General features: G+C 68.9%; 11 protein-coding genes and 2 pseudogenes. 9 read left to right on the forward strand and 4 right to left on the reverse strand.

All coding sequences use genetic code 11. The annotated features are described in order from the left end of the window. Positions 1-266, reverse strand: a pseudogene (locus tag G6023_RS03750) (phosphatase); the annotation flags it as partial. Between the two features lie 206 nt (positions 267-472). Between G6023_RS03750 and G6023_RS03755 the strand changes: the two are divergent. From G6023_RS03755 to G6023_RS03775, 5 genes are all read left to right on the forward strand, one after another. Further along, complete coding sequence (locus tag G6023_RS03755) at positions 473-1,528, forward strand: ABC transporter ATP-binding protein (protein ID WP_067720081.1); 1,056 nt, start codon at positions 473-475, stop codon at positions 1,526-1,528. A gap of 277 nt (positions 1,529-1,805) precedes the next feature. Then, on the forward strand, positions 1,806-3,074 hold the full coding sequence (locus G6023_RS03760; RefSeq protein WP_182634126.1) for an ABC transporter substrate-binding protein: 1,269 nt from the start codon (positions 1,806-1,808) through the stop codon (positions 3,072-3,074). 204 nt (positions 3,075-3,278) lie between these two features. Beyond that, a complete protein-coding gene (locus tag G6023_RS03765; protein ID WP_163376979.1) occupies positions 3,279-4,268 on the forward strand; it encodes a carbohydrate ABC transporter permease in 990 nt (329 codons plus the stop codon). Positions 4,269-4,303: 35 nt separating this feature from the next. Then, positions 4,304-5,215 (forward strand): carbohydrate ABC transporter permease, encoded by a 912-nt coding sequence (locus G6023_RS03770; RefSeq protein WP_187699923.1) that lies wholly within the window; start codon positions 4,304-4,306, stop codon positions 5,213-5,215. A gap of 6 nt (positions 5,216-5,221) precedes the next feature. Next, positions 5,222-5,446 carry a hypothetical protein gene (locus G6023_RS03775; RefSeq protein WP_007627187.1) on the forward strand — a complete coding sequence of 75 codons (225 nt, stop codon included), beginning with the start codon at positions 5,222-5,224 and terminating at the stop codon, positions 5,444-5,446. A 180-nt stretch (positions 5,447-5,626) separates the two neighbouring features. On the opposite strand, the gene G6023_RS03780 is transcribed toward G6023_RS03775, so the two are convergent. The 3 genes and pseudogenes from G6023_RS03780 to G6023_RS03790 form a co-directional block, all read right to left on the reverse strand. After that, positions 5,627-6,427, reverse strand: coding sequence for an LLM class F420-dependent oxidoreductase (locus G6023_RS03780; RefSeq protein WP_067720072.1), 801 nt, complete (start codon positions 6,425-6,427; stop codon positions 5,627-5,629). 89 nt (positions 6,428-6,516) lie between these two features. Beyond that, complete coding sequence (locus tag G6023_RS03785; protein ID WP_241504473.1) at positions 6,517-7,020, reverse strand: DUF4334 domain-containing protein; 504 nt, start codon at positions 7,018-7,020, stop codon at positions 6,517-6,519. Next, a pseudogene (locus tag G6023_RS03790) lies at positions 7,017-8,158 on the reverse strand (acyl-CoA dehydrogenase family protein). Before G6023_RS03790 ends, G6023_RS03785 begins: the two are co-directional and overlap by 4 nt. A 134-nt stretch (positions 8,159-8,292) precedes the next feature. On the opposite strand from G6023_RS03790, the gene G6023_RS03795 reads away from it, so the two are divergent. The 4 genes from G6023_RS03795 to G6023_RS03810 form a co-directional block, all read left to right on the forward strand. Further along, positions 8,293-9,789 carry an aldehyde dehydrogenase family protein gene (locus G6023_RS03795; protein ID WP_067720070.1) on the forward strand — a complete coding sequence of 499 codons (1,497 nt, stop codon included), beginning with the start codon at positions 8,293-8,295 and terminating at the stop codon, positions 9,787-9,789. Between the two features lie 98 nt (positions 9,790-9,887). Beyond that, positions 9,888-10,877, forward strand: coding sequence for an oxygenase MpaB family protein (locus G6023_RS03800; RefSeq protein WP_241727664.1), 990 nt, complete (start codon positions 9,888-9,890; stop codon positions 10,875-10,877). A 313-nt stretch (positions 10,878-11,190) separates the two neighbouring features. Continuing rightward, positions 11,191-12,177, forward strand: coding sequence for an NAD(P)H-dependent flavin oxidoreductase (locus G6023_RS03805; protein ID WP_172812205.1), 987 nt, complete (start codon positions 11,191-11,193; stop codon positions 12,175-12,177). After that, a partial coding sequence (locus G6023_RS03810) for an enoyl-CoA hydratase/isomerase family protein (RefSeq protein WP_182634127.1) occupies positions 12,174-12,526 on the forward strand: 353 nt, incomplete at its 3' end. The genes G6023_RS03805 and G6023_RS03810, both read left to right, overlap by 4 nt.

Below are 12,526 nucleotides of genomic sequence, written 5' to 3' on the forward strand. Positions count from 1 at the left end.
GAGCCCGCGGCGGACGAGCCCTGCGCCGCAGCGGTCGCGGGCAGCACCTGGGTGGCGCCCACCGCCAGCGCCACGACACCCGCGGCCTTGAGTGCACCGCGGCGGCTGATCTCGGTGGCGATGTCCCCGAAGTACGGGTTGTCGGTGGCGTTGGGAACCGGCGCGGCGCACTGGTCCCCGCACTTGTAGACACAGGTCACGTGCTGTCGGTTGGAGATCCCCGGCGTCGGGGCGGTGGCGATCGGGAGCAGGCGGCGGACGGACATTCGAGTCTCCTGGAGGCGTCAACAGTCGTAGTGGACGCATGCACGCTAGGCGCGCGGGACGACCGGGCGGCCGCGCGCAGGCCACGCCCGGATGAACTGTGTGCGCAGTGCGGGTGAACTCCGCTCCGGGCCGCTACAGTCACCCGTGTTCGCCCTCTATCTCGGATCGTCCGGCACGTTCCTGCCGGTGAAGGGAAATATTTCTCATGGCCTCGGTGACCTTCGAGAACGTGTCCATCGTCTATCCGGGGGCGGCGCGACGCAGCGTCGACCGCCTGGACCTGGAGATCGCCGACGGCGAGTTCCTCGTCCTGGTCGGACCCTCCGGCTGCGGAAAATCGACGACCCTGCGCGCCCTGGCCGGCCTGGAGGACGTGGCGGCGGGACGGATCCTCATCGGTGACAGGGACGTGACGGGCACCGAGCCCAAGGACCGCGACATCGCGATGGTGTTCCAGAACTACGCGCTGTACCCGCATTACACGGTCCGCGAGAACATGGGTTTCGCACTGAAGCTGGCCAAGGCGTCCAAGTCGGAGATCACGGAGCGCGTCGACCGCGCGGCGGAGATGCTCGACCTGGTGCCGTATCTCGACCGCAAGCCCAAGGAGCTGTCCGGCGGCCAGCGTCAGCGCGTGGCCATGGGACGGGCGATCGTGCGCAACCCGCAGGTCTTCCTCATGGACGAGCCGCTGTCCAACCTCGACGCCAAGCTCCGGGTGGCCACGCGCGCCCAGATCGCCAAGCTGCAGCGGGACCTGCACACCACGATGATCTACGTGACGCACGACCAGGTCGAGGCCATGACGATGGGCGACCGCGTCGCGGTGCTCAAGGACGGGGTGCTCCAGCAGGTCGACGCCCCGCGCGAGCTCTACAACAACCCGGTCAACGCCTTCGTGGCCGGCTTCATCGGGTCACCGTCCATGAACCTTTTCGACGCCCCGGTCGCCGACGGGGCGGTGGACCTCGAGGGGTTCCGCGAGCCCGTGCCCGCCGGCTCGGGGTCGAGGGTCACCGTCGGCGTGCGGCCCGAGCACCTGCGGATGGCCGCGGAAGGCCACGGGCTGGAGGTGACGGTGGACCTGGTGGAGGAGCTCGGGGCGGACAGCTACCTGCATTGCTCGACCCGCGACAACCACCCCGTGGTGTACCGGGCGGAGTCGGGTGACCACCCCCGCAAGGGCGACACCATGTACCTCGAGGCGCTCGACGACGAGGTGCGGTTCTTCGACGTGGAATCCGGTCTGAGACTGCGCTGACCCCGTGGGCCGGGGCCCGTGCCAACAGCGATGCACGCCGGCGTCCGCCCCGATCGGGTGTTGCTAGAGTGACTCCTGTGACCTCGCTCCCGTGACCGTCCTGGTGGCGGGAGCGACGGCGCGTCGGTCGCGTGTCCGCACGTGGTCCCGCGCCACCGCCGTCTCGTGGGTTACGCTCAGCAGGTCCTCAGTGAGACCCGCGTCACAGGCGGCACCGGTCCACTGCCCCGTCGGCACTCGCCGAGGGGAGTCGAGACACGACAGTAGGAGAGAGCGCATGGCCGTTCACGGCAGGTTCCTCAAGGCGGCGGCGGCCGCCTCCGTAGTCGCCCTGGTATCCACGGCGTGTGGATCGGGTGGCGATGAATCCGACGAGCAGGCGCAGGCCGGCACCTCGGGCGTCGGCCCCATCACCTTCGCGATGGGCAGCAACGACACCGACAAGCTCCGTCCCGTCATCGAGCAGTGGAACGCGGAGAACCCCGACCAGGAGGTCACCCTCCGCGAGCTGCCGGCCGAGCAGGACGGGCAACGCGACACCCTGACGCAGTCGCTCCAGACCGAGAGCGGCGAGTACGACGTGTTCGCCCTCGACGTCACCGACACCGCGTACTTCGCGGCCAACGGGTGGCTGCAGCCGATCGAGAACGAGACCGAGGTCGACACCTCCGGGCTGATCGAGGCCGCCGTCGACTCGGCGACCTACAACGGCACCCTCTACGGCGTGCCGCAGAACACCAACGCCCAGCTCCTGTACTACCGCACCGACCTCCAGCCGGAGGCGCCCGCCAACTGGGAGGAGCTCGTCTCCTCCTGCGAGGCTGCGGAGGGTGCGAACGTCGACTGCCTGCAGACCCAGCTCAGCCAGTACGAGGGTCTCACCGTCGCCGCCACCCAGTTCATCCACAGCTGGGGCGGGCAGGTCGTCGGTGAGGACGGGAAGACGCCCGAGCTCGACACCGAGGAGGCGCGTGCGGGCCTGACCGCCCTCGTCGACGCCTACAAGGGCGGCGTCATCCCCCAGAAGACCGACGCGTTCACGGAGGAGGAGACCGCGCAGGCCTTCCTCGCCGGCGAGACCATGTACTCCTACAACTGGCCGTACATGTACGAGTCGGGCCAGTCCGACCCCACGTCCCAGGTCCAGGGTGACTTCCAGGTCGCCCCGATCGTCGGCGAGGACGGCCCCGGTCAGTCCACGCTCGGTGGCTACAACAACGCGATCAACGTGTTCTCCGAGAACAAGGAGACCGCGCGGGCCTTCCTCGAGTTCATCATCTCCGAGGACGTCCAGATGGGCTTCGCCGAGCAGTCGTTCCCGCCGGTGCTGTCCTCGATCTATGACGACGAGGCGCTCCAGCAGGAGTTCCCCTACATGCCGGCGCTGAAGGCGGCGCTCGACAACGCCGAGCCGCGCCCGGTCACCCCGTTCTATCCGTCCGTGTCCAAGGCGATCCAGGACAACACCTTCGCCGCGCTTCACGGGGAGAAGGACGTCGAGCAGGCCCTCAACGACATGTCGGCCGCGATCGAACAGGCACAGTGATTCACCGAGCACACTGATTCACCACGCACGGTGATCCACCGGGCACGGTGAACGAGCGAGGTCAGCGATCACGGCAGTCCGGATGATCGACACGGTCCGGCGACAGACGGCTGTCGGACCAGGGCAGGTGGGCCCCGGGTAACGTTCCCGGGGCCCACCGGTCTACCTGGTGGGGCGGGCGCGAATCCGGCGAGGAGCGAGGCGATGACGACGAGCGAGAAGTCCCCGGCGCCACTGGTCGAGAAGAAGTTCGACTGGCGGCCGGTGTGGATGGTGGGTCCGGCCCTGGCCATCCTCGCGGTGGTGATCGGGTATCCGGTCATCCGCGCGGTGTACCTGTCGTTCATGGCCGACCGCGGCCTGGACCCGGCCACGGGCATGTTCTCGGAGGGCGGGTTCGCCGGCTTCCAGCACTACCTCTACTGGCTGACGCAGGCCTGCCCCGCTCCCGGCGGCGACGGCACGGTCACCTGTCCGCCGGGCGTCTCGTCCGTGGACTTCTGGCCCGCCATGGGCAACACGCTGTTCTTCACCGTCACCACCGTCTCCCTCGAGACGGTACTCGGTTTCGCCATGGCCGTGGTCATGGGCAAGAGCATCTGGGGACGCTCCCTGCTGCGTGCCGCCGTGCTGGTCCCGTGGGCGATCCCCACCGCCGTCACGGCCAAGCTGTGGGCGTTCATCTTCGCCCCCAACGGGATCGCCAACACCATCCTGGGCACGAACATCGCCTGGACCACCGACCCGTTCTACGCCCGTATGGCCATCATCATCGCCGACGTGTGGAAGACCGCGCCGTTCATGGCGCTGCTCATCCTCGCCGGGTTACAGATGATCCCCGGTGACGTCTACGAGGCGGCCCGCGTGGACGGCGCGTCCCGCTGGCAGCAATTCGTCCGCATCACCCTTCCGCTGGTGCGTCCCGCCCTCATGGTGGCGATCCTGTTCCGCACCCTCGACGCGCTGCGCATGTACGACCTGCCCGTCATCCTCGTGTCGGCCAACTCCAACTCGCCCACCGCGACCGTGTCGATGCTGGTGGTCAACGAGATGAGAATGGGCAACTTCAACAGTGCCTCCGCGATATCGACACTGGTGTTCCTGCTGGTCTTCGCCGTCGCGTACATCATGGTCAAATTCCTCGGCGCGAACGTCGTGGAGGATCGCACGGGCAAGAAGGGGGAGATCCGGTGAGTCACCGAGCGTCTGAACCGAGCACCTCGCCGACCATGCCGACGACCACCCCGTCGTCGTCGTCGACCCCCGGCCCCGACCGGCGCCGCGACGACGAGGACATCAAGCCACCACGCAAACCGCTCGGCCCCACCGTCAGCACCTACGTCGGCGCGCTACTCATCCTCATCTGGGGACTCGCGCCGTTCTACTGGATGCTGGTGACCGCGTTCCGCGACAACCGGTTCATCTTCTCCGCCAGCCCGGTGCCCTCGCACCTCACGCTCGACAACTTCCGTGAGGCGCTGGCCACGGACGGCGGCAACAACTTCCTGGGCGCGATCATCAACTCCGTGCTCATCAGCTCGATCACCACCGCCCTCGCGCTGACGTTCGGCGTGTTCACCGCCTACGCCCTCGCCAGGGTCGACTTCCGGGGCAAGTTCCTCGTCACCGGGATCATCCTCGCCGCGTCGATGTTCCCCGGCGTCGCCCTGGTCACGCCGCTGTTCCAGCTGTTCACGGACATCGGCTGGATCGGCACCTACCAGGCGCTCATCATCCCCAACATCTCGTTCGCGCTCCCGCTGACCATCTACACGCTCACGTCGTTCTTCAACGACCTGCCGTGGGAGCTGGAGGAGGCTGCCCGCGTCGATGGTGCGACCCGCGGCCAGGCGTTCATCAAGATCATCCTCCCGCTCGCCGCGCCGGCCCTGTTCACCACCGCGATCCTGGCGTTCATCATCACGTGGAACGAGTTCGTGCTCTCGCAGCAGCTGTCCACGACCGCGACCGAGCCCGTGACGGTGGCGATCGCCCGGTTCTCCGGGGTCAACCCGTACCTGCCGCCGCACGCGGCGATCATGGCCGCCGGCGCGCTCGTCACCGTGCCGCTGGTGATCATGGTGCTGATCTTCCAGCGACGGATCATCTCCGGCCTCACCGCCGGCGGCCTGAAGAGCTGATCGGCGGTGGCTCGGAGCGGCGGTGACGCCCTGGGCGCCCGGCAGCGGCTGGAGGTCATCGGCGGGTTCGTCGGGTTCTTCACCGTGCTGGCGTTGGTCAACGCGGTGGGCTTGATCCTCACCGGGCGACCGTCGATCTTCGCCTCGCTCGTGCTGGTGCTCATGCTGGTGGCGTCGTGGTACACCTACCGGACGTGGCGCCGGGTCGACCGGGCGGTCAAGCGGGGCTGACCCGCCGCGGCCCGCGCCGACACGCGCCCGCCCCAGCCCGCCCGGCCCGCCCCGGTTCCAATCCAGCCCGAAATCCGCTACTCGGAATGCGGATTCGCTACGCCGATCGGGATAGCGGATCCGGATTCGGAGTAGCGGATTTCCGGCGCCGACGGGCAGGTTCAGCGCCGGCGCGCCGGCTTATCGCCCGTCGCGCCAGGCCACCAGCGACTCGACCAGGTCCAGCGGGTAGTCGGGGCCGTTGAGCCCGACCGTGAAGAGGGTGACGCCCTCGGCGTGCAGGTTCTCGGCGAGCCGCTTCGCCTCGTCGGGCGAGCTGGCCCCGCCGATCTCCGTCGACCGCTCGATCTCGCCCGGATCGCGCCCCACGTCCGCGCAGTGCCCGGCGAGCACCTCCGACTTGTGGCGGTAGGTCTCCACGTCCACGAACGAGTGCCAGATGTCGGCGTGGCGGGCCACGTGTCGCAGGGTCTTCTTCTCACCGCCGCCACCGAGCAGCACGGGGATGTCCCTCGTCGGGGCGGGGGTGAGCGTGGCGAAGCGCTGCTCAATCCGCTCGAGGGAGTGCCCGAGGTCGTCGAGCCGCGAGCCCTTGGTGCCGAACTCGTAGCCGTACTCGGCGTAGTCCCGCTCGAACCATCCGCTGCCCAGGCCCAGGATGAGGCGGCCGCCGGAGATGTGGTCGACGGTCCGGGCCATGTCGGCGAGCAGGTCGGGGTTGCGATAGGTGTTGCAGGTGACCAGGGCGCCGATCTCGACGCGTTCGGTCTGCTCGGCCCACGCGGCCAGCATCGTCCAACACTCGAAGTGGGCGCCGTCGGGATCACCGTAGAGCGGGAAGAAGTGGTCCCAGTTGAAGACCACGTCCACGCCCGCGTCTTCGGAGCGTCGGACGGCGTCCCGGATCAGTCCGTAGTCCGGCGAGTGCTGCGGCTGGAGCTGGACGGCGATGCGGACCGGGCGCGTGGGGTTCGGGGTCATGCGCCCCATTGTGGGGCGTGGCGCCGCCCCGTGCACCCGCCCCGCGCACCCGGGCCAGGCTCCCGCCCCGCGCACCCGGCCCGTGCGTCTCAGCGCTCGCGCTCCAGGACGAACCAGAAGTGCTCTCCCTCGTGCACGGTGCCTCGCCCGTTCATCACCGCGAGGAGGGTGTCGGGTCCGACGACGGCGAAGTGGTCGATCACCGGCAGGCGGTCGTACACCATGGAGGCGGTCGGGCGGCCGCGGAAGGAGACCTCCCACAGGGACGCCCCGCCCCCGCCGGTCGCCGAGGTGTCCGGCACGACCTCACCGGAGTCGTCGGTGACGAGGATCGGGTCCACCTTGCGGGCCTCGGTGAAGTCCTTGCCCCACCAGCGCATCTGCCCGAGCATGCCGAACATGGGGTGCCCGGTGTCCAGGCCGGTGCCCTTCCAGCGGCTGCCCGCGATGTCGTCGACCCGCGCGGGCTCGAGGGAGTCCCACAGCGCGGAGACGCGGTCCGAGGGGACCGTGTCGAGCGCGAGGATGAGCTCGAACTCGCGCGCGGCGGCGCCCGCGGTCCCGGCGGTGCCGGCCGCCCCGGCGGTGCTCACAGGCCGAGCGTCTTGCCGATGATGTCCCGCTGGACCTCGTTGGTGCCGCCGTAGATGGTGGAGACCACCGCCTGGCGGACCAGACGTTCCATCCCGTACTCGGTGGCGTACCCGTATCCGCCCATGGACTGCATGCACTCGAGCGTGACCCGCTTGCTCAGCTCGGACGCCTTGAGCTTGGCCATGGAGGCCTCGCGGGGGAACAGGGCCGTGGGGTCGGCCTCGTCGACCTTCCTGGCGACCGCGTAGACGAGCAGGCGCGTGGCCTCGATCTCGGTGGCGAGGTCGGCCATACGGTGGCGGAGCACCTGGAAGGAGCCGACGGGGCGGCCGAACTGCTCGCGCTCCTTGATGAAGGTCAGGCAGTCGTCGAACGCCCGCTGGGCCACGCCGAGCTGCATGGCGGCGAGGATGAGGCGCTCGGTATTGAGCCCGGTCATGAGCTGCGCCCAACCGCCGCCGACCTCTCCGATGACGGAGTCGGCGGGCAGGCGGACGTCGGTGAAGTAGAGGTCGTTGACCTCCTTGCCGCCCATGGTCTCGATCCCGGTGATCTGCAGGCCCTCGATGTCCGCGGGCACGTCGAACATCGTGATGCCCTCGTGCTTCTTGCCCGACGAGTCGGTGCGGGCGACGAGCAGGATGCGGTCGGCGAAGTGGGCGTTGGAACACCAGGTCTTCTGCCCGTTGATCACCCAGTTGTCGCCGTCGCGCTCGGCCTTGCAGCGCAGGGCGGCGACGTCGGACCCGGCGCCGGGCTCGGACATCGAGATGGACAGGGTCCCGCCGTTCACGACCAGCTCGAGCGCGCGTTTACGCTGCTCCTCGGTCCCGAACTTCTGGTACGCGGCGGCCGTGATGAGGGTGGGGCCGATGCCGCCGATCGGGGCGAGGCCGCGCAGGGAGTGCTCGAGCAGGAGGCACAGTTCGACGGCGCCGGCGTCGGAGCCGCCGTACTCCTCGGGGACGGTCAGCCCCAGCCATCCGAGCTCGGCCATCTTGGAGTAGATGTGCGGCGAGTGGGTGCCGCCCTCGGTGGTGAGCTCGCGTCGCTCTCGACGCCGTCGACCTCGCGCGCGCAGAAGTCATCGATCGACTTGGCGAATTCACGCTGCTCTTCGGTGAGGATGTCGACCACTTCTCGCCTCGTTTTTCTGTGTGGTTGCCCCGGTATCTGGCACGGGGTGCCGGTTGGGTGCACACTGGACTAATGTGGCTCGTATCACGGTACGCTACATCAAATATATGTAATCGGAAACGAGAGGACCTCAGATGACGACCACCGAGCCCAGCAAGACCGGCCCCACGTTCGCGAGCCTGGACCCCCGCGACGGCACCGTCCTCGCGGAGTACCCCGTCGCCGGTCCCGAGGAGGTCGCCCTCGCCGTGGAGCGTGCGCGTGCCGCGGCTCGCTGGTGGGCGAACCAGGGTCCGCGGGGTCGCCGTGAGTGGCTGCTGGAGTACAAGCGGGCGATCTCGTCCAGGGCCGAGGAGTTGGCGTCCCTGATCTCCGCCGAGACCGGGAAGCCGGACGAGGACGCGACCCTCGAGGTCATGCTCACCGTCAGCCATCTGGAGTGGGCGGCCAAGAACGCGGACAAGGTCCTGCGACGGCGCTCCGTCTCGGCCGGGCTGCTCATGAGCAACCAGGCCGCCTACGTGGAATATCAGCCCTACGGCGTGGTCGGCGCGATCGGCCCGTGGAACTACCCCGCGTTCACCCCGATGGGCACGCTGTCCTACGCCATGGCCGCGGGCAACGCGGTGGTGTTCAAGCCCAGCGAGCTCACGCCGGGTGTGGGCGTGTGGCTGGCGGAGGTGTGGGATTCCCTGGGCGCCTCCCAGCCGCTCATCCAGACGATCACCGGCGACGGCTCGACGGGCGCGGCGTTGTGCAGGGCGGGCGTCGACAAGCTCGCGTTCACCGGCTCCGCCGCGACGGGCCGGAAGGTCATGGCCGCCTGCGCGGAGACGCTCACGCCGGTCGTCATCGAGGGCGGTGGCAAGGACGCCCTGCTCGTCGACTCGGACGCGGATCTCGACGCGGCCGCCGACCAGGCGGTCTTCGGCGCCATGGGCAACGCGGGCCAGACCTGCGCGGGCGTGGAGCGGATCTACGTCCACTCGGACGTCCACGACGCGTTCGTCCAGAAGTTCACGGCCAAGGTCCGCGCGCTCACCCCGGGCAACTCGATCTCCTCCAGCTACGGGCCCATGACGCTGCCGGCGCAGGTCGACATCGTCCGCAGGCACGTCAAGGACGCGATCGCCAAGGGCGGCAGGGCCGTACTCGGCGGCGAGGACTCGGTCGGCGAGAAGATCATCGAGCCGGTCGTCCTCGTCGACGTCCCCGAGAACTCGTCCGCGATCACCGAGGAGACCTTCGGCCCCACCGTCGTGATCAACCCTGTCGCGGACCTGGAGGAGGCCATCGAGAAGGCGAACGCCAGCAGCTACGGCCTCGGCGGTTCGATCTTCACCGGCAACAAGAAGCGGGGGCTGGCCCTCGCGGAGAAGTTGGACGTGGGCATGGTGTCGGTCAACTCGTTCCTCGCGTTCGCCGGCATCCCGGCGTTGCCGTTCGGTGGTTCGGGTGACTCGGGTTTCGGCCGTATCCACGGCGCCGACGGGTTGCGCGAGTTCGCCCGCCCCAAGGCCATCACCGCGCAGAAGTTCGCGGCCCCGCTGAACCTCATGACCATGACCCGCAAGCCGCGTGACATCAAGATCGTCAAGTGGATGCTCGCGAACGTCCAGGGAAGGATGTGAGGTGAGATGACCGCCACCTCCGAGAGAACCGAGGAGGTGACGACGACGACGAGGGCCGCGGCCACCGAGCGGTCCGCCGTGCCCGGGGTGTTCGGACCATGATCCCGGCCGACCTCGTCGCCGACGCCGCCGTCGACCACCCGCTCACGGCAGGGGTCCCGTTCAAGCCCGGGCGCTGGTACTGGCGTGATCTCATCGCGACTCTCGATCCGGTGGCGGACGCGGCGGAGATCCACCGCATCACCTCCGCGTACGAGTTCCCGTGGGACTATCAGCGAGCGCTCGAGCTGGCGCTGTACCGGACCTACTGCATCCCTTCGGTGTCGGCGGTCCTGGAGCAGGCGGGCAACTTCCGCGATCACCCGCAGAAGCGGTACGACGACACCGCGCTGCTCATGGTGGAGCTGGTCGAGCACGGGTACGACTCGCCCCGCGGCAAGGAGGCGCTGCGGGTGATCAACCGCCAACACGCGATGTACGAGATCACCAATGACGACATGCTCTATGTGTTGTCGACGTTCATCTACGAACCGCTCGAGTGGATCGATGCGAACGGCTGGCGGCGTCTGCATCCGAACGAGCGGCTCGCGGCGTTCCACTTCTACCGCGCAGTCGGGGAGCGGATGAAGATCAAGGGGATCCCGCAGGACATCGGGGAGTTCCGGCGCTGGCGGGACGACTACGAGGCGCGCACCATGCGCTACGCCCGGACCAACGAGCTCATCGGGACGTACACGCTCGATCTCATGTGTTCCTGGTACCCGGAGCCGGCCCGGCCGGTGGTCCGCAAGGTCGTGCAGGCGCTGATCGACGACGACATGACCCGCGCCTTCGGCTTCCCGTGGCAACCTCGGGCGTTCCGCGAGGCCGCCTACGCGGCGCTGCGGATGCGGTCGAAGGTGGTGCGGTGGCTGCCGGTCCGCCGCCGCGAGCTCGGGTCCCGTGGGACCGAGAACCGGACGTACCCGGGATACCCGGAGGGTTACCGTCCCGCCGACCTGGGGGCCTGCCCCATCCAGCCGCGCGACCGGGTGGGCGCCTGCCCGGTCGTGCGCGCTCCAGCCGCCGGCTCCACCGGAGCCGCCTGACCCGGCGGAACCGCCGCCGCGCCCCGCGATTTCCGCACGTCGGGACGCCGAACCCGATGCCCGGAGAGGGTGCGTGACCCACGAGGGCGTGAGGGGCACATGGGTGCGCTTTCCGGGTTAGGTGGAACACGGTGTGATCTTGACAACACCGGCTACAGTGGGCATCGCGTAGCGACACTTACACATATATGTGATCGGATCCATGGTCGTTCTGGAGGGACGACGTCATCGCGGTCGGTTGCAGAAGGGATCAGTCGCCGATGCCAAGTCCTGAGGCCACCTCCGGTGGCACCTACGAGGAGGTCCAGCCGTGATCCGCACCCGATTCACCGAGGAGTTCGGCGTCCATCATCCCATCGTCCAGGGCGGCACGATGTGGGTCGGCCGCGCCGAACTCGCCGCCGCCGTGTCCGAGGCCGGCGCGCTGGGGATCATCACCGGACTCACCCAACCCACGCCCGAGGACCTGGTCAAGGAGATCGCGCGCTGCCGGGAGATGACCGACCAGCCGTTCGGCGTCAACCTCACGATCCTTCCCGCGATCTCTCCGCCCCCGTACGCCGAGTACCGGCAGGCGATCGTCGAGTCGGGCGTGAAGATCGTCGAGACGGCCGGGTCCAATCCCAAGGACCACCTACCGGTGTTCCACGAGGCCGGCATCAAGGTGATCCACAAGTGCACCTCGGTCCGCCACGCGATCAAGGCCGAGCAGCTCGGTGTGGACGCGGTATCGATCGACGGCTTCGAGTGCGCGGGCCACCCGGGGGAGGACGACGTCCCCGGCCTGGTGCTCATCCCTGCCGCGGCGGCGAGGCTGTCCATCCCGATCCTCGCCTCCGGCGGGATCGCCGACGCCCGCGGCATGGTGGCAGCACTGGCGCTGGGAGCCGACGGCGCCAACATGGGCACCCGCTTCATGTGCACGGCCGAGTCGCCGGTGGCCGAGCAGGTCAAACAACAGATCGTGGCCAACACCGAGCTCGACACGAAGCTGATCTTCCGGACACTGCACAACACCGCGCGGGTGGCCGCCAACGCCGTCTCCGCCGAGGTCGTGTCGAAAGAGGCCGAGAGTGCCGAGTTCTCCGACATCCAGCACCTCGTCGCCGGAGCCCGCGGACGCAAGGTCTTCGAGGACGGCGACCTGGACGCGGGCATCTGGAGCGCCGGCCAGTGTCAGGGTCTGATCCACGACGTGCCCACCGCGGCGGAGCTCGTCGACCGGATGATGGCCGAGGCTGAGGAGATCATCACCGGCAGGCTGGCCGGGATGGTCGAGGCGGGGGAGAAGGTCCGATGACCGCGACCGGACGTGACGCCATCAAGGTCGACCATGACGACCTGGGCGTGACCACGATCAGTATCAACCGGCCCGACCGGATGAACGCGCTCGACCACCCCACCGTCACCGCGCTGACCGAGCTCATCATCGAACACGGCAGCGATCCGGGCACCCGGGTCATCGTGCTTTCAGGGGAGGGCGGGGCGTTCACCACCGGAGCTGACCTGCAGGCGATCAAGGACGCCGGCGCGGACGCGCCCAGCCCCGACGCGACCATGGCCGGGGCCGCCGCACTGGTCCGCGCGGTCCTCACGGTCCCGGTCCCGGTAATCGCCGCCGTCACCGGCCCGGCGGCCGGGGTGGGCGT

It is taken from the genome of Dietzia sp. DQ11-71 (genome assembly GCF_014144995.1).
GTDB lineage: Bacteria > Actinomycetota > Actinomycetes > Mycobacteriales > Mycobacteriaceae > Dietzia > Dietzia kunjamensis.

Coding starts and splice junctions, on each gene's coding strand:
- G6023_RS03755 (WP_067720081.1), top strand. CDS start 473: ATGGCCTCGGTGACCTTCGAGAACGTGTCCATCGTCTATCCGGGGGCG.
- G6023_RS03760 (WP_182634126.1), top strand. CDS start 1,806: ATGGCCGTTCACGGCAGGTTCCTCAAGGCGGCGGCGGCCGCCTCCGTA.
- G6023_RS03765 (WP_163376979.1), top strand. CDS start 3,279: ATGACGACGAGCGAGAAGTCCCCGGCGCCACTGGTCGAGAAGAAGTTC.
- G6023_RS03770 (WP_187699923.1), top strand. CDS start 4,304: ATGCCGACGACCACCCCGTCGTCGTCGTCGACCCCCGGCCCCGACCGG.
- G6023_RS03780 (WP_067720072.1), bottom strand. CDS start 6,427: ATGACCCCGAACCCCACGCGCCCGGTCCGCATCGCCGTCCAGCTCCAG.
- G6023_RS03795 (WP_067720070.1), top strand. CDS start 8,293: ATGACGACCACCGAGCCCAGCAAGACCGGCCCCACGTTCGCGAGCCTG.
- G6023_RS03800 (WP_241727664.1), top strand. CDS start 9,888: ATGATCCCGGCCGACCTCGTCGCCGACGCCGCCGTCGACCACCCGCTC.